Here is a 15866-nt window from a genome sequence, read left to right as displayed (position 1 = left end):
GAGCCATTCCGTGCTGAGTATAAAGCCTTACGCACTCGACCGGATTCCGTGCTGCAAATCTCCAAGATAGTTTGTCATCATCAGCAGCAATACAGGCAGCCCGCCGGACGGGGCTGGTTGCCGGAAACGTGCCGTATGGGGAAACCCATGCCGTGTTTCTTTGCGGGTTGAAAGCCACAGGAGGGAAACATGGCTTATCTGGAACGCAATCTCACAAGAGCACCTATGGCCGGTTCTATCGCATCCCGCGTGCCTGCGCCTGAGGTTACCTCTCATTTTGCGAGCTTCGGCGCCAAGAGCGTGAGCTACAAGCCGCATGATGTGATCTATTACCAGGGTGACCCTGCCGATCGCATTTTCGAGGTTGGCCGCGGCACGGTGATGCTGTTCAAGCTGCTGCCAGATGGCCGGCGTCAGGTGGTAGAAGTGTTGCGCGCCGGGGATATCTTCGGAATGCCCTCAGGTGAAGAGCAGGACTGCACTGCTGAAACCCTGACGGATGCCTGCGTCCACACTCTGGATCTGCACCAGATCGACGTTTCTTCCGACATTCAGCGCCAGCTGACCAAATGCCTGATCGCGCAGATGCAGCATCTGCATGAGCATGCGGTTCTGCTTGGCCGCAAGTCGGCGACCGAACGTGTTGCCAGCTTCCTGATGCATCTGGTTCCGGACCGCGGCGGCAACAACTGCATGGGGCCGGTTGAAGATGGCCTGCCGGACAGCCGCCAGGTCAAGCTGCACATGACCCGCCAGGAAATTGCCGATTATCTCGGCTTGACCATCGAGACAGTCAGCCGTGTGATCTCGGACATGAAGCGCCGCGGCCTTATCACGCTGGAACGTAACGACGAGATTCGCCTCAACCGGGTTTGCGCTGTCTGCCAGCTCACCGGCAAGCACTGATCAGACAAGCACAAGACCCCATCGATCATTGTAAGCCCTTTAGCCAGTCCGCAAGGACTGGCTGTTGGCGTTTGCGCCCATCAGACTCTGAGCTTGCTCTGGTCCGGCCTGTCTTCAGGCCGGACACTGGCTTGTATGTTCAAACGGCCATTGAGTGGCGCGGTACCACGGCGCTGGGGGCGGCCTTGCCGAAATAGGCGTCGAAGGCAGCTGCTGCGATGCGCACATAAGGACGGCCTTCCGGCGTAATCTTCACCCATGCATCCTTGCAGGTCAGCAGTCCATCGGCCGCAAGTTCCTCCAGCTTTGCAAGGCTTTCGCCGAAGTGGCTGAGGGGCAGGCCATGCCGTTCTGCAATCCGGGCAATGTCCACGGTATAGGACGTCATCAACTGTTCGATGATTTCGGCCCGCGCCCGGTCATCATCAGACAGGGCAAAGCCCTTGTTGACCGGCAGCTGTCCGTTTTCGATCATGCGCTGCCAGTTGCCCGTGTCGCTGACATTCTGCGCAAAGCCGGCAGGAAGACGGCCAATTGAGGAGACGCCGAGACCGATCAGTGCCTCGCCCTGATCGGTGGTGTAGCCCTGGAAATTACGTTTGAGGCAGCCTTCAGCCAAAGCAATGGCCATGCTGTCGTCCGGCCGGGCAAAATGATCGAGCCCGATGGCCACGTAGCCTGCATCCATCAGTGCCTCGCGCGCCGCATCTGCCATGGCAAGGCGCTCGGCCGGCGCGGGCAGGGTGGTCTCGTCAATGAGCCGCTGGTGCTTCTTCATCCAGGGCACATGGGCATAGCCGAAGAGGGCAATGCGCGACGGCTGGAGGGCTACCGAGCGTGCCACGGTGTCGAGAATCGTGTCGCGGGTCTGCAGCGGAAGGCCATACATCAGGTCGAAGTTGAGCGCGTCCAGTCCTGCATTGCGCAGATGATCGACTGCCGCCTGCAGTACCTCGTAAGACTGCACCCGGCCAATTGCCTTCTGCACCTCCGGATTGAGATCCTGCACGCCAAGGCTGGCGCGGTTGATACCCATCACGGCCAGCGTCAGTGCAAGGCGATGGGTGACATAACGGGGATCAAGCTCAATGGCATGCTCCAGATCCGGCGTCAGATCAAACAGCACCCGGATCAGGCCAGAAAGTTCCAACAGGCTTGCTTCCGGCAAGAGGCTCGGCGTGCCGCCACCCCAATGGATGTGGCGCACGCGCCGCTGGGCACCCAGATGCCCCGCGACCAGTTCAATCTCGGCTTCCAGCGACTTGGCGTATTGCTCCAGTGGCTCGTCCTTGCGGGTCGCCTTGGTGTGGCAGCCGCAGTAGTGGCATAGCTCCCGGCAATAAGGCACATGCAGGTAGAGGGAGAGGTCCGTCTCTTCAGGCAGGGCTGCAAGCCAGCTGCCATAAAGGCTGGAGGTCACCTCCGCGCTGAAGTGCGGCGCGGTCGGGTAGCTTGTGTAGCGCGGCACGTTGCGGGCCGCATATCGGGCAAGATGGTCGCTCATGAGGCCAATCTGGCAGATGTCCGGAAGGAGAACCTTGATCTTCCTCAACGTTGCTGAATGTGCGTTGAACCTTCAAGCCATGCGTCATGCGCGCAGGTGCAAGGGTTAAGCCCGGCTGCAAATGCACTGGTTGGCTTGCCGCAGGCCGCTATAGTGGTATGGAGCCTCTGCATTTCCTCTGATTTTCTGATCCGCGACCAGCCTGATGACATCCAGCCAGATCGACGCCGAACCGACCGTTTCCCGCCGGACAGCCTTGGCGCAATTCTGCCTGACGATTGCTATCGGCGGGGCGGGGGCGGCTGGATTCAACTGGCTTGGACTGCCTGCTGCATGGTTGTCGGGCGCGATGATCGTTGTCGCCGCCGCTACCTTTGCCGGACTGCGGGCGAAATTTCCGGCCGGGATACAGCCTCCGCTCTACACGCTGCTAGGCATGACCATGGGCAGCGGCGTCACGCCAGAGGTGGTGCACCGCATCGGCGACTGGCCGGTCTCGCTGGCGGGTCTTGGTGTGGTCGTGGCTCTTGTCATGGCGGCAACGTTCTTATTTCTGCGCAATGTTTGCGGCTGGACCCGTGAGGAGGCCTATTTCGCCGCAATCCCGGGAGCGCTTACGTTCGTCATGGCCGTTGCCTCGGACCGGAAAACGGATGTGACACGCTTCTCGACGGCGCATGTCATCCGGCTGTTCTTTCTTGTGGCAGCACTTCCGCTTTTTATCGGTCAGGCAGGCGGGGCAGGAATGAGCGGTGGCGCTGTGTCAGCCGCGGTGCCGCTTCAGGAGACGGCACTTGGACTTGTCTTCTGTATTGCGGCGAGTTTCGCGGCAGTGCGGCTGCGTATTCCGGGCGGCTGGTTGACCGGAGCCTTCTTTGCTAGTGCGCTGGCAAGCGGCACGGGGCTTCTGGACACGCATGTGCCGGATTGGGCGCTGATTCCCTGCTTTGTCATTCTGGGCGCCTCCATCGGCATCCGCTTCTGCGAGATTTCGCCTGCCATGCTGCTGCGCCTTCTGGCGGCCTCAGTCGGAGCTTTCGCTGCGGGGCTTACGGTGTCTGTGGCCGGGGCACTGGCTGTTTCGCTGACGCTGGGCATTCCGGCTGGTCAGGTTCTGCTGGCCTATGCGCCGGGTGGGCTTGAGGTGATGATGCTGCTGGCCTATCTGCTCGACATGGACCCTGCCTTCGTCGCCGCCCATCAGCTGGCCCGCTACATCGCGTTGATCCTGATTCTCCCGCCTGTCACGCTTGCCGTGCTTGGCCGCAGCCCGCGCGGCGGCGCCTGACACAGGCTTTTGCCTCTCTGGTCGGCATTTACCAGCTGCAGCCGGTGTCTAGGCCCTGGGCCAAGGGCCTTTAAGCGCTCTGACGGCCTTCCTGCCTGAGACCTTTTTGCCAACAAACCGAAGCCTTTCTGCCACGTTGATCTGAATCAACGCGTCTGGCCCAATCCCATGTGCAAGGTCAGCCTTGGACTGCTGGCCCTTCCCTCGCCAGCGGCATTCAAGACTGGGGCGGAAGAATGGCACAATCAAAGGCCAAACTCATATCGCTCGAAGAAGGGGCTTTGCCCTGTTCCTCGTGCTGCTCGCCTTCGCCTGCCTGATCGTGGCAGGGAAGACTTACGACCAGGTGATGGCATTCCATACCGCAATCGGCGCTCTGTTCGCTGCCGTGGGTGCCTTCATCATCTTCAAGAGCTACTTCAATGACGGCGGGATCGAGATCCCGCAGGAAATCGGCGGTAAGCCGAACTACAACATGGGGCCGGTCAAGTTCGGCACCGTGGCAGCCATGTTCTGGGGCATTGCCGGTTTCACCGTCGGTCTCATCATCGCACTTCAGCTCGCCTTTCCGGCGCTGAATTTCGATCTTCCCTGGACCAATTGGGGCCGTCTGCGTCCGCTGCACACCTCTGCGGTGATTTTCGCCTTTGGCGGCAACGTGCTGCTGGCGACATCCATGTATGTGGTCCAGCGCACCTGCCGCGCCCGCATGCCGGGCAAGGTGCTGCCCTGGTTTGTCATGCTTGGCTACAACGCCTTCATCGTCATTGCCGGCACGGGCTACCTGCTCGGCGCGACGCAGGGCAAGGAATATGCCGAACCGGAATGGTACGCTGACCTTTGGCTGACCATTGTCTGGGTGGCTTACCTGTTCCTGTTCCTCGGCACCGTGTGGAAGCGCAAGGAGCCGCATATCTATGTGGCGAACTGGTTCTACCTGGCCTTCATCGTCACCATTGCGATGCTGCACCTGGTCAACAACGCCACCATTCCGGTGTCGGTGTTCGGGACCAAGTCCTACATCGTCTGGTCTGGCGTGCAGGATGCCATGGTACAGTGGTGGTACGGCCATAACGCGGTGGGCTTCTTCCTGACCGCAGGCTTCCTCGCCATCATGTACTATTTCGTTCCCAAGCGTGCCGAGCGGCCGGTCTATTCCTACCGTCTGTCGATCGTCCACTTCTGGGCTCTGATCTTCATCTACATCTGGGCTGGCCCCCACCACCTGCACTACACGGCTCTGCCGCAGTGGGCTTCGACGCTGGGCGCTACATTCTCCGTGATCCTGTGGATGCCCTCCTGGGGCGGCATGATCAACGGCCTGATGACCCTGTCGGGTGCCTGGGACAAGCTGCGGACCGATCCTGTGCTGCGCATGATGGTCGTGTCGGTTGCCTTCTATGGCATGTCGACCTTCGAAGGCCCGCTCATGAGCATCCGTGCCGTGAACTCGCTGTCGCACTACACTGACTGGACCATTGGCCACGTGCACTCCGGTGCTCTGGGCTGGGTGGGTTACATCTCCTTCGGTGCTCTCTACTGCCTGGTTCCCTGGCTGTGGAAGAAGAAGGGCCTCTACTCGCTGAAGCTGGTGGACTGGCACTTCTGGCTCTCGACCATGGGCATCGTCCTGTACATCTGCGCCATGTGGGTGTCGGGCATCATGCAGGGCCTGATGTGGCGCGCCTACGACAAGATGGGCTTCCTTGAATACTCGTTCATCGAAAGCGTCGAGGCCATGTTCCCCTACTACGTCATCCGTGCTCTTGGCGGCGCACTCTTCGTGCTCGGCGCCCTGATCATGGCCTTCAACCTCTGGATGACCGTCCGTCACGGTGAAGCCGAAGCGGCTGAAACCGGCGCGGCTGGCAACCTGGCTCCGGCCGAATAAGGGGAGAGCAATCAATGTCTGCCTGGGCAAAACACCAAATCCTCGAGAAGAACTCTATTCTTCTTCTTGTAGGTATCCTCCTGATGGTCTCCATCGGCGGTCTCGTCGAGATTGTCCCGCTCTTCTATCTGAAGAGCACAATCGAGAAGGTGGAAGGGATGCGTCCCTACTCCCCGCTCGAGCTGGCTGGCCGCAACATCTACATCCGTGAAGGGTGCTATCTCTGCCATTCGCAGATGGTCCGCCCGATGCGCGATGAGCTGGAGCGTTACGGCAAGTACTCGCTGGCTGCGGAGTCCATGTACGATCATCCGTTCCAGTGGGGCTCCAAGCGCACCGGTCCGGACCTGGCGCGCGTCGGCGGCAAGTACTCCGACGACTGGCACCGGGATCACCTGATCAACCCGCGCTCCGTCGTGCCGGAATCGATCATGCCTGGCTATCCGTTCCTCAAGACGGCCAAGCTCGACACCCGCGACATTGCCGACCACCTCAAGGTGAACTCGATCGTTGGCGTGCCATACACGGATGAAATGATCGAAAAGGCCGCTGCGGACCTGGCCACTCAGGCCAATCCGGATGCGGACGGTGTCGATGAATTCATGGCCCGTTATCCGAAGGCTGTCGTCCGCGACTTCGACGGCAACCCGAAGGAGCTGACGGAAATGGATGCGCTCATCGCCTATCTGCAGATGCTTGGCACGCTCGTGGATTTCTCGATCTACGACGACAAGGCGAACCTGCGCTGAGGAGGCTCACATGAACGAGACCTACATGACCCTGGCGAGCTTCGCCCAGACGGGTGGCACGATCTACTTCGTGCTGATGTTTGCAGGCGTGCTCGCCTATGCCCTCTGGCCCCGCAACGCAGACCGCTTTGACGAGGCCTCCAAGATCCCGTTCCGGGAGGACTAACAGATGAGCGACATTCACAAGAAGGAGATCGATGCTGTCTCCGGCGTTGAAACGACAGGCCACGAGTGGGACGGGCTCAAGGAGCTCAACAATCCCCTGCCGAAATGGTGGCTCTATGTCTTCTACGCCTCCATCGTCTGGGCGATCGGCTACTGGGTGGTTTACCCCTCCTGGCCGCTGATCAGCGGTTATACCGCTGGTGTCTTGGGCAACAGCCAGCGCGCAGATGCGCTGGCCGCTGTCGAGGCCGGTCAGGCTGCCCGTGTGCAGCTTGGGGCAGGGCTGAATGACGCAAGCCTGGAAGAGATCGCATCCAAGCCGGAACTGCTCGACTTCGCCATGGCGAATGGCCGTGCGGCTTTCGGTGACAACTGCGCAGCCTGCCACGGCTCTGGCGGTACGGGTGCCATTGGCTATCCGAACCTTCAGGACGACGGCTGGATCTGGGGCGGCACGCTGGAAGACATCCATACGACTCTGAAGTATGGCATCCGCTCGGGTCATGACGAGGCCCGGATCGGCGAAATGCCAGCCTTTGGCCGGGATGAGCTGCTGGATAAGACCCAGATCGATCAGGTCGCCAATTTCGTCGCTTCGCGCGCCGGGCTGGAGACCGAACCGGGGGTGGATCTGGCTGCGGGTGAAACCGTCTACCAGGAAAACTGTGCAGCCTGCCATGGCGACAATCTTGCCGGCATGCGGGAAATGGGCGCGCCCAACCTGCTTGCTGCCAACTACCTCTATGGCAAGTCGCTGAAGGCCATCAAGGCGCAGATCAACGCCCCACGGCAAGGCGTCATGCCCGCGTGGGAAGGCCGCCTCGACCCGGCAACCATCAAGTCGCTGGCCGTCTACGTGCACTCCTTCGGCGGTGGCGAGTAAACTCTCCGCCTCACCGGAAAAGGTCTGACGGACCGGCACGGCGAGGGACTATAGCATCAGAAGAACCGGAGGCCGGGCGCGCAAGCGTCCGGCCTTTGACATATTGCCGCATTTGATCAGGCTCAAGGCCTGTCAGTGCTGCTCCGTCTAGTGTGCTTCCAAGGTCAGCATAAATCCGGGTTTGTACCCGGAACTGCCCGGGCGCCGTTGGGGCCGGTAACCGGGATGAAAGGACGGAATGATGCGAATCGAGCCAAATGCCGCCGGTGCCGGTGGCGAGCCAGAAGAGTGGTTTGCGTCCGCCCGGAAGATCTATCCGATGGCGGTCAAGGGAACCTTCCGCAAGATCAAGTGGACGCTGTTGTTCATCACTCTGGGCATCTATTATTTCCTTCCCTTCATTCGTTGGGACCGGGGGCCGAATGCTCCCAGTCAGGCCGTTCTGGTCGATCTTGAAGGGCAGCGGGCCTACTTCTTCTTCATCGAGATCTGGCCGCAGGAAGTCTATTATCTCACTGGCTTGCTGATTATTGCGGCTCTGGCGCTGTTTCTGATGAATGCTGTCGCCGGGCGTCTTTGGTGCGGCTATCTGTGCCCTCAAACGGTTTGGACTGACCTGTTTCTCTGGGTCGAGCGCAAGATCGAAGGCGACCGGCGTGAGCGCATCGCCCTCGACAAGGCGCCGATGAGCCTGTCGAAGTTCGGCAAGCGTGCGGCCAAGCACGTGTCGTGGCTGATGATTGCCTGGTGGACCGGCGGCGCCTGGGTCCTCTATTTCTCCGACGCACCGACGCTAGTGTATGAACTTGCCACCTTCCAGGCACCCTTGAGCGCCTATGTCTGGATCGGCATCCTGACCACGACCACCTATCTGCTGGCCGGTTTCATGCGCGAGCAGGTTTGCATCTACATGTGCCCCTGGCCGCGTATTCAGGCGGCATTGACGGATGAGAAGGCGCTTAACGTCACCTACCGCTGGGACCGGGGTGAGCCGCGCGGACCGCTGAAGCGGAACAACGAGCTTGCGGCCAAGGGCCTTCCGGCGGGCGATTGCGTTGACTGTGCCCAGTGCTTCCACGTCTGCCCGACGGGCGTCGACATCCGCAACGGCCTTCAGCTTGACTGCATCCAGTGCGGCCTGTGTATCGATGCCTGCGACGCTGTGATGACACGTGTCGGCAAGCCCACTGGCCTCATCGGCTATGATACGGACGAGAACATCCAGCGGCGGCTGGAGGGCAAGGACGCGACCTATGATATCGTGCGTCCACGCACCATCATCTATGCGGCGGTCATTGCCATCACAGGTGCCATCATGCTCTACACGCTGCTCAGCCGTGATTTTGCGGGCATCAGCGTGCTGCATGACCGCAACCCGATCTTCGTCCAACAGAATGACGGGTCGGTGCGCAACGGCTTTACCGTGCGTCTTCTGAACAAGCAGAACCACGAGCGCACTTTCATGCTCAATGTTGAAGGAATGCCCGGCGGTACAAGGGTCGAGGCGATCGGCATTGACCACTACGTGGATGGCCGTCCCTTCATCGTTGTTGGCCCGGATCAGAGCCGCGAGATCCGCGTGCTGGTCTATTCTCCGGCCGATGCAAAACTTGCGTCCTCGACACCGGTCATCTTCCGCCTGACGGATACGGTGATGGGTGAGGTTGTCTACACCAGCGATTATTTCAAGGCTCCATAGGAGGACCAGATGACACAAACGCTTGCGAGGACGGGCAAGGGTGATGGAACGGCAGGGGCGGCGCGCCGCCCTTGACCGGCTGGACGGTGCTGATCTGGCTTTTCTGCTTCTTCGGCGCGGTCTTTACAGCCAACGGGATCTTTCTGTGGGTGGCCATCGGCAGCTTCCCTGGAACGGTCGTCGATAGCTCCTACAAGGCTGGACAGGCTTTCAATAGCGAAGTGGCAGCTGCCCGTGAACAGGCATCCCGTGGCTGGCAGGTCAATGCGCATCTCGAGCGCAAGGCCGAAGGGCGGGCTCAGATCGCCATTAACGCCGAGAAGGCCGACGGCTCACCGGTGTCCGGTGTGAGTTTCGAGGCTAAGCTGATGCATCCTCTCGCGACGGGACAGGATCAGACGATCAGCCTTGTTGAGGGGGAAAGCGGGCACTACGCGGCCTTAACGCCAAATGCGGTAGCTGCAGGCAAATGGCACCTGATCATTGAGGCTCACGGTGCTGAAGGCCGGGTATTCCGCTCTGAGAACACGCTTTTTCTGACGGACTGACTTTGACAGGAGCGGTGCCCGGTTCAGGGGCGGACCGGGCACCGCGTTTCTCTCTCGCATGAAGGACGGATCATGACTGTGCATATGCGTGACTGGGACGCATTCGTCACATCTGGAGAAGAGGGCAGGGCCCATATGGACCTGGCCGTCGAGGGCATCACTTGTGCGGCCTGTATGGGCGACATTGAACGGGGGCTGATGCGCCTGCCGGGTGTCGCCAGAGCACGTGTCAACCTCACCTCCCACCGGCTCGCGGTGGACTGGGATGCAGCAGCCACTGGGGCGGACAAGATTGTCGCCACGCTGGCGCGCATGGGCTACAAGGCCCACCCGTTCGATCCGGCCTCTGCGCGCAACCGTCAGGATCAGACGGGGCGGGAACTGATGCGCGCCATTGCGGTCTCCGGCTTTGCCGCAATGAACATCATGCTGCTTTCGGTTTCGGTCTGGTCGGGCAATGTCACGGATATTACCGACGAGACCCGTGATCTGTTTCACTGGATCTCCGCACTGATCGCCCTTCCGGCCGTTGCCTATGCAGGCCGGCCCTTCTTCAGAAGTGCCTTCAACGCCATTCGCGGCGGCCGCCTGAACATGGATGTGCCGATCTCCATCGGCGTGTGCCTGGCTGTGGGGCTTTCGCTGGTCCAGACGGCACAAAGCCAGCATCACGCCTACTTTGAATCTGCCACCATGCTGCTGTTCTTTCTGCTGGTCGGCCGTTATCTCGATCACAACATGCGCGGCCGCACCCAATCGCTGGCAGAGAATATTGCCGCCTTGAAGGGCGAGGCCGCGGCGCGGATCAATCCGGACGGCAGTGTGCGGGAAGTGCCGCTCTCCCGTATTCAGCCCGGCGACCTCGTGCTGGTGACGGCGGGTGAGCGCATCCCGGTCGACGGGATCATCGAGGAAGGTGTTTCCGAAGTCGATCAGAGTCTCGTGACTGGCGAGACGGCTCTGGAGCCTGTGAAGGCGGGGGACCGCGTCTATGCCGGTACCAGCAATGCCGATGGTGCCTTGCATGTGCGTGTTTCGGCCGCGTCCGGCTCGACTGTGCTGGACGAGGTGAACCGCCTGCTGGAGGCCGCCGGGCAGGCCAAGTCCTCCTATGTGGTGCTCGCCGACCGGGCAGCCTCCATGTATTCGCCGGTGGTGCACGCTGCCGCGGCGCTGACCTTCGCCGGCTGGGCGCTCTATGGTATCGGCTGGCAGCCGGCGCTGATCATTGCCATCTCGGTTCTCATCATCACCTGCCCCTGCGCGCTCGGCCTTGCGATTCCGGCTGTGCAGGTCGTCGCCTCCGGGCAATTGTTCAAGGCCGGTGTGCTGATCCGCTCCGGCGATGCCATCGAACGGCTGGCAGCCGCCGATACGATCGTCTTCGACAAGACCGGCACGCTGACCCTGTCCGAACCTGAACTTGTTGAGGAGCCGGATCTGTCGGACCCCGATCTTCTGCTTGCCGGGCGTCTGGCCCTGTCCAGCCGCCATCCGCTGGCCCGTGGCCTCGCCCAGGCAGCAGCTGCCAGCGAGCCGCTCGCCGGTGTGGTGGAGACGAGCGGAGCAGGTGTCTCCTGCGATTTGGGAGTCGCGAAATCCGGCTTGGCAGCCCAATTTTCTGCGGTGCGGCAGAGGCCGATGTGGACGCGATGATGCAACGCCATCCGGATGCGTCGCTGCTGGCCTATAAGCTGGGCGATGCGCCTGCGCGGCTGATTGCCCTGCGGCAGAAGCTGCGGCCTGATGCTCCGGCCGTTGCTGCCAGTCTCAAGTCCATGGGCTATCATCTGGAGATCCTGTCCGGTGACCGGGCTGGTGCGGTGGAGCAGGCCGCCAATACTCTTGGCATCCGCGAATGGCGGGCCGGGATGACGCCTGCTGGCAAGATTGCCCGTCTTGAAGAACTGAAGCAGGCAGGCCGCACCGTGCTGATGGTTGGTGATGGTCTGAATGATGCTCCGGCTCTGGCCGCCGCGCATGTGTCCCTATCGCCTGTGACGGCGGTTCACATCAGCCAGGCCGCTGCCGATGCCGTGTTCCTCGGCGATCCGCTGCGTCCCGTGGCTGAAGCGCTTGCCATCTCCCGCAAGGCCAAGGCCGCCATGATCGAGAACCTTTGGATTTCGGTCATCTACAATCTGATCGCGGTTCCGATCGCGGTCGCGGGTTTCGTCACGCCGCTGATTGCAGCCGCTGCCATGTCGGGCTCGTCTCTCATCGTCACGGCCAATGCCTTGCGCCTGCGCCTCGTCAATGCGCGCATGGCACAGGACATGGTGCCGGCCCAGACTGGAGAGGGTGCGGCGGCTGGCCGCAAGGCAGCCATTTCTCTTAAGCCACGGGGGCAGAATGACTATCCTGCTGTTTCTCATCCCGGTTGCCCTGTTTCTCGGTGGTCTGGGGCTTGCGGGCTTTCTGTGGTCGCTGAAAAGTGGCCAGTATGATGATCTTGAAGGCGCCAGCTGGCGTATTCTCGATGATGACGATCTGGAGGACCGTGACGGGGAGAAAACCTGACCGGCGGTGCAATCTCGGCAAGGCATGCCTGCCTCAGCCGACGAGGGCGGTGATCACCATGCTGGCTGATACGATCAGCAGGGCCAGACCGGATACGAGAAGAATGTTCTCTTGAGCAGGGCCAGAGCTGGCGCTGAAAGATGGGGCCTGCGGGCGGGATTTTTCCCTGCTTGCCTCCCTCTTCTTCTCGATGCGTTCGCTCTGCATGGTTGGCTCCGGAGTGTCAGGATGAAAGGCTATTGCTAGAACTTGCCTCGTCTGACTGTGACGGATTTATAGCACGGCTCCCTCAAAGGGGGTTAAGCGCTAGCTCCGGATCGAGTTAATGCTTCGCAACTTTACCAAGGTTTAAACCCGGTGATTTGAATCTTATGTCAAATCTGCGGCATCTCCGGTTAAATGCCGTTGGGCAAAGGAGATTCTGCGGGCGCTGGACCGGTTGTGCAACGGGCTGAAATTATTGAGTTAATGGCTTCAGAGGGCTGAAATGCACTTGAATAGGCCACAGAAGGGGCCGCTTGTGCAGTCAAACCCTATATGTCTGTTAACGGTCTGGCTGGACAGCTGCTGGTGGTAAGTGACCGCTGCGGCAGCGGCCAGGGAACGGACCACCGGCTACTGGCAGAGTTGACTAACTCTCTTTTCACCCTTTGCCTGTAGTCTGACTTGGACGAACGGAGGTGGCCGGTGAGCCTTGATCTTGCCTCGCTGACATTTCTTCTGGTGGAAGACAGCGCCTACATGCGAACGATCCTGCGCACCATGCTGCAGGGCTTTGGCGCGCGGCGGATTGTCGAGGCCGAAGATGGTGCGTCGGGCCTTGAGGCCATGGACCGTGCGAATCCAGACATTCTGATTCTTGACTGGGTGATGCCGATCCTCGACGGCGCCGATATGGTGCGTATGATCCGCACGCAGAACAACCCCTTTGCCTATATTCCCATCATCATGGTGACAGGGCACACGGAGCGCAGCCGCATCATTGAGGCGCGCCGTCTTGGCGTGCATGAGCTGTTGTCAAAGCCGATCTCGGCCAAGGCGCTTTATCAGCGGGTGTCGAGCGTGATCATGCAGCCGCGTGATTTTGTGAAGACCCCGAGCTATTTCGGTCCGGCACCGCGCGAAATCCGCAATCGCCAGAAGATCTGGCAGGGTGGACTGCCGCAGCCGGGAAATGCCAGCGGCCCTGCGCAGCAACCCCCGGAAACTCAGGCTATCGGTTGAGGCCGGACTTGCCTCTGGAAACCTCTGAAGACCAGGAAAGCCCGTTACCTGCGGCGGCCTCATCTTCATCGAGAGTACTCATGAAGACATGGCGTATCCCCTGCCAACCGTTCACCGGGTGACAGCAGACAGATCAGGCCGCGATCGAAGCGGCGGCGGGATTGGCACCAGCTGGGGTGATCTGTTTCTGCTTCATTGAGTTGGCGAACTCGGAAAGCTGGTCCAGATCAACGAGGTAGTTGTCGAGCAGGAAACGGACCAGGAGTTCAGAGGGCAAATGTGTATAGCCTTCGACGGCTGCAAAGAAGTCGTCCAAACTCTCAAGGCGTTTGCGCAAACGAACCATGCCGGTCTCCCCGATATCCACGACTACAGCTTCGGCATTTATGGTTAATGCACAATGAATGACTGAGTCTGGATCATCTGAAAAGAGATCTTTGCAAGGGTTCCTGTCAAATCGCAGTGTTTACATCACGGCAGGCGCCGCAGCTCCCAGCAGCATTGAGGCCGCTGCGCCCGCGCTGAGCGGCAGACGCAGCGCCGGATACCAAGACGGAAATTTGCCATCCCTGGATGCTGTCAGATCAAGGGCGAGCATGGCTGCAAAGCATGCCGCCAGCAGTAGAAGCCCCGAAGTCTGCGGCAGCAGCAGACCCGCCCACCCTGCAAGAGACGGAGCGACGGCGATGGCAAGCCGCGTGAGAAGCTCACGGTCTTCAAAAGCCTCGTCCTGTCCGGTGGATGCGGCCATGGCCACTCCCCAGTGAATGCCCCCAAGAAAGGACAGAATGACAGCACCATAAGCTGCAAGTGCAAAGGCAGCTTGCGGGCGCAGGTCGGGCGGCCCGGCAAAGGCCACCAAGCTGGCGGCCGCAAATGGGATTAGCCCGGCAACTCCGAGGGCAAGCGCCGGGCGTGGCACGGTCATCGGATTGTAGGTGAGGTGCCGTGTCATCTGTCTTGCTCCTGCGGATGAGGACGGAACACACGCCTTGCCAGCGCTTGCAGGGCAGGGCGGAGGATGAGCGTCAGGCGATAGCCGAACTCCAGTACGGCGCGCGGAACCGGCCGGTCGAGCAGGCGGGCAGCGCGGGCAAAACGCGGCAGGCTGTGCCACAGGCTGAGAAAGGCTGCCGCGCCCGACCGCAGCGTCCCATCGGCGCCGCGCACATGGAACCTGGCAAGGGCAGTGCTGCGCGTGAGCCCGTCCGGCAGCAGAACTTCCGGAGCATCCCGGGACACATCCACCCAGCAGATCCCGTCTGCTCCGGCCTGCCGCCTGTAGACCGCGATCTCGCGGGAGCAGAGAGGGCAGGTGCCGTCATAATAGACAGTGACAGGCTGCGTCTCCGGCTGTGCTGGGGATATGACGGTGGTGCTCACCATACGATCTCCTTGCCTTCTGCGTCATGAAAACTGCCGGTCTGAGCTGCCGCGAGGCCGTCAATGGTCTTCAGAAGCATGCCGGCTGCCTTCTGTGGTGGACGCACGGTGAGGCCTGATCTGGCGAAGGGCTCTGACAGACGGCTCTCAACCGTGCCGGGATGCAGGGCAATGCAAAGGCTCTCGGGACGCTTGCGAGCCAGTTCGATGCTGGCGGAGCGAACAAGCTGGTTGAGCGCAGCCTTGGCAGCACGGTAGCTGTACCAGCCGCCCAGATTGTTGTCGCCGATGCTGCCGACGCGGGCCGAGAGTGTCGCGAACACTGCCTTTCCCTCACCGGCCAGCAAGGGCAGGAAGTGCTTCATGAGAAGGGCCGGACCAATAGTGTTGATGGCAAACACCTGTGCCATGGCCGCCGGATCGATCTGTCGCCAGCTCTTCTCAGGCTGGAGATTGCCCTCATGCAGCATGCCGGTCGCATCGAAGACAAGCCGCAAGGGTGCGGCTTTTGATGCCTCTCCAATGGTCTGGGCAGCGGTGGCAATGCTTTGCTCATCTGTCAGATCAAAGGGAAGGCCGCCCGCGCCGGAGCGGGATAGCCCGATCACGCGGGCAAAACGGCCAGTCGCCTCGATTTGGCGCGCGATCTCGGCACCTATCGCTCCTGTGCTGCCCGCAACAACGGCGAGGCCTCCAGGCGGAAATGAGCTCAGGTCTTGCGCAGCTGGTTCGGCCATACCCTTGTCTCCGGTTGTTCTCTCCGGATTCTTACGGCTTTGCGGTGGGGTTGGTTCAGCAGTGCACGCGAAGCTGCCTCCTGTTCTTCATGATAGAATATGGTTTATTGAAATTATTCTAAATAACTCACGCAAAATAAAATCCATGGTGACGTATGGTGAATTTGATTCTCGTCAAAGTTCCCCGTTTCAAGGGGAGTGTAAGTATTTTTCATGAATATATATCGATGAAATCGGTTTGTATTCAATCTTATGAATTTTGGAGGGTTTTATGACTGTCGATAGTGCTTACGTTTCTGTTAGTGATAAGGGGGTGGTCGATTTTTCCTGCCTTTTATGGCTGGTTTCTATGAGCGGATTGCCCAGCCA

General features: G+C 60.5%; 16 protein-coding genes and 1 pseudogene. 11 read left to right on the top strand and 6 right to left on the bottom strand.

The annotated features are described in order from the left end of the window. Positions 1-189: 189 nt before the first annotated feature. The gene (locus ACQB61_RS13645) at positions 190-906 is read left to right on the top strand and encodes a helix-turn-helix domain-containing protein (protein WP_430513059.1); all 717 of its coding nucleotides are present in this window, start codon (positions 190-192) and stop codon (positions 904-906) included. Between the two features lie 139 nt (positions 907-1045). On the opposite strand, the gene hemN is transcribed toward ACQB61_RS13645, so the two are convergent. Beyond that, a complete protein-coding gene (gene hemN, locus ACQB61_RS13640; RefSeq protein ID WP_430513058.1) occupies positions 1046-2410 on the bottom strand; it encodes an oxygen-independent coproporphyrinogen III oxidase in 1365 nt (454 codons plus the stop codon). Between the two features lie 205 nt (positions 2411-2615). Between hemN and ACQB61_RS13635 the strand changes: the two genes are divergently transcribed. The 9 genes and pseudogenes from ACQB61_RS13635 (at position 2616) to ccoS (ending at position 12153) form a co-directional block, all read left to right on the top strand. Then, the gene (locus ACQB61_RS13635) at positions 2616-3698 is read left to right on the top strand and encodes an AbrB family transcriptional regulator (protein WP_430513057.1); all 1083 of its coding nucleotides are present in this window, start codon (positions 2616-2618) and stop codon (positions 3696-3698) included. 349 nt (positions 3699-4047) lie between these two features. Next, complete coding sequence (gene ccoN, locus ACQB61_RS13630; protein WP_430513056.1) at positions 4048-5589, top strand: cytochrome-c oxidase, cbb3-type subunit I; 1542 nt, start codon at positions 4048-4050, stop codon at positions 5587-5589. A 14-nt stretch (positions 5590-5603) separates the two neighbouring features. Next, positions 5604-6338, top strand: coding sequence for a cytochrome-c oxidase, cbb3-type subunit II (ccoO, locus tag ACQB61_RS13625; protein WP_430513055.1), 735 nt, complete (start codon positions 5604-5606; stop codon positions 6336-6338). A gap of 10 nt (positions 6339-6348) precedes the next feature. Next, positions 6349-6504: a cbb3-type cytochrome c oxidase subunit 3 gene (locus ACQB61_RS13620; protein ID WP_430513054.1), complete on the top strand. Its 156-nt coding sequence runs from the start codon at positions 6349-6351 to the stop codon at positions 6502-6504. Positions 6505-6507: 3 nt separating this feature from the next. After that, a complete protein-coding gene (gene ccoP, locus ACQB61_RS13615) occupies positions 6508-7386 on the top strand; it encodes a cytochrome-c oxidase, cbb3-type subunit III (protein WP_430513053.1) in 879 nt (292 codons plus the stop codon). Between the two features lie 241 nt (positions 7387-7627). Then, a complete protein-coding gene (gene ccoG, locus ACQB61_RS13610; RefSeq protein ID WP_430513052.1) occupies positions 7628-9085 on the top strand; it encodes a cytochrome c oxidase accessory protein CcoG in 1458 nt (485 codons plus the stop codon). A gap of 71 nt (positions 9086-9156) precedes the next feature. Then, a complete protein-coding gene (locus ACQB61_RS13605; RefSeq protein ID WP_430513051.1) occupies positions 9157-9633 on the top strand; it encodes a FixH family protein in 477 nt (158 codons plus the stop codon). A 72-nt stretch (positions 9634-9705) separates the two neighbouring features. After that, positions 9706-11888 (top strand): annotated as a pseudogene (locus ACQB61_RS13600) (heavy metal translocating P-type ATPase); the annotation flags it as partial. A gap of 97 nt (positions 11889-11985) precedes the next feature. After that, positions 11986-12153, top strand: coding sequence for a cbb3-type cytochrome oxidase assembly protein CcoS (ccoS, locus tag ACQB61_RS13595; RefSeq protein ID WP_430513050.1), 168 nt, complete (start codon positions 11986-11988; stop codon positions 12151-12153). Positions 12154-12186: 33 nt separating this feature from the next. Here the strand turns inward: ccoS and ACQB61_RS13590 are convergent, their stop codons facing one another. Beyond that, complete coding sequence (locus ACQB61_RS13590; protein WP_430513049.1) at positions 12187-12360, bottom strand: hypothetical protein; 174 nt, start codon at positions 12358-12360, stop codon at positions 12187-12189. Positions 12361-12840: 480 nt separating this feature from the next. Here ACQB61_RS13590 and ACQB61_RS13585 point away from each other — a divergent pair, with 480 nt between their 5' ends. Beyond that, complete coding sequence (locus ACQB61_RS13585) at positions 12841-13377, top strand: response regulator (protein ID WP_430513048.1); 537 nt, start codon at positions 12841-12843, stop codon at positions 13375-13377. A gap of 133 nt (positions 13378-13510) precedes the next feature. Here the strand turns inward: ACQB61_RS13585 and ACQB61_RS13580 are convergent, their stop codons facing one another. From ACQB61_RS13580 to ACQB61_RS13565, 4 genes are all read right to left on the bottom strand, one after another. After that, positions 13511-13723 (bottom strand): hypothetical protein, encoded by a 213-nt coding sequence (locus ACQB61_RS13580; protein ID WP_430513047.1) that lies wholly within the window; start codon positions 13721-13723, stop codon positions 13511-13513. A 120-nt stretch (positions 13724-13843) separates the two neighbouring features. Continuing rightward, complete coding sequence (locus ACQB61_RS13575; RefSeq protein ID WP_430513046.1) at positions 13844-14332, bottom strand: DUF3429 domain-containing protein; 489 nt, start codon at positions 14330-14332, stop codon at positions 13844-13846. After that, positions 14329-14763: a thiol-disulfide oxidoreductase DCC family protein gene (locus ACQB61_RS13570; protein WP_430513045.1), complete on the bottom strand. Its 435-nt coding sequence runs from the start codon at positions 14761-14763 to the stop codon at positions 14329-14331. Before ACQB61_RS13570 ends, ACQB61_RS13575 begins: the two co-directional genes overlap by 4 nt. Next, positions 14757-15497, bottom strand: coding sequence for an SDR family NAD(P)-dependent oxidoreductase (locus ACQB61_RS13565; protein ID WP_430513044.1), 741 nt, complete (start codon positions 15495-15497; stop codon positions 14757-14759). The genes ACQB61_RS13570 and ACQB61_RS13565 overlap by 7 nt, the downstream gene beginning before the upstream one ends. Positions 15498-15866 lie beyond the last annotated feature (369 nt).

Source organism: Pannonibacter phragmitetus (genome assembly GCF_050510895.1).
Lineage (GTDB): Bacteria > Pseudomonadota > Alphaproteobacteria > Rhizobiales > Stappiaceae > Pannonibacter > Pannonibacter phragmitetus_B.
This window is presented reverse-complemented; position numbering and strand designations above follow the sequence as displayed.

Excerpts from the sequence above, each read along its gene's own strand:
- ccoG (WP_430513052.1), top strand. The coding sequence starts at position 7,628 with ATGCGAATCGAGCCAAATGCCGCCGGTGCCGGTGGCGAGCCAGAAGAG.
- ACQB61_RS13645 (WP_430513059.1), top strand. The coding sequence starts at position 190 with ATGGCTTATCTGGAACGCAATCTCACAAGAGCACCTATGGCCGGTTCT.
- ACQB61_RS13570 (WP_430513045.1), bottom strand. The coding sequence starts at position 14,763 with ATGGTGAGCACCACCGTCATATCCCCAGCACAGCCGGAGACGCAGCCT.
- ACQB61_RS13620 (WP_430513054.1), top strand. The coding sequence starts at position 6,349 with ATGAACGAGACCTACATGACCCTGGCGAGCTTCGCCCAGACGGGTGGC.
- ACQB61_RS13635 (WP_430513057.1), top strand. The coding sequence starts at position 2,616 with ATGACATCCAGCCAGATCGACGCCGAACCGACCGTTTCCCGCCGGACA.
- ccoS (WP_430513050.1), top strand. The coding sequence starts at position 11,986 with ATGACTATCCTGCTGTTTCTCATCCCGGTTGCCCTGTTTCTCGGTGGT.
- ccoN (WP_430513056.1), top strand. The coding sequence starts at position 4,048 with ATGGCATTCCATACCGCAATCGGCGCTCTGTTCGCTGCCGTGGGTGCC.
- ACQB61_RS13590 (WP_430513049.1), bottom strand. The coding sequence starts at position 12,360 with ATGCAGAGCGAACGCATCGAGAAGAAGAGGGAGGCAAGCAGGGAAAAA.
- ACQB61_RS13565 (WP_430513044.1), bottom strand. The coding sequence starts at position 15,497 with ATGGCCGAACCAGCTGCGCAAGACCTGAGCTCATTTCCGCCTGGAGGC.
- ACQB61_RS13580 (WP_430513047.1), bottom strand. The coding sequence starts at position 13,723 with ATGGTTCGTTTGCGCAAACGCCTTGAGAGTTTGGACGACTTCTTTGCA.
- ccoO (WP_430513055.1), top strand. The coding sequence starts at position 5,604 with ATGTCTGCCTGGGCAAAACACCAAATCCTCGAGAAGAACTCTATTCTT.
- hemN (WP_430513058.1), bottom strand. The coding sequence starts at position 2,410 with ATGAGCGACCATCTTGCCCGATATGCGGCCCGCAACGTGCCGCGCTAC.
- ACQB61_RS13575 (WP_430513046.1), bottom strand. The coding sequence starts at position 14,332 with ATGACACGGCACCTCACCTACAATCCGATGACCGTGCCACGCCCGGCG.
- ccoP (WP_430513053.1), top strand. The coding sequence starts at position 6,508 with ATGAGCGACATTCACAAGAAGGAGATCGATGCTGTCTCCGGCGTTGAA.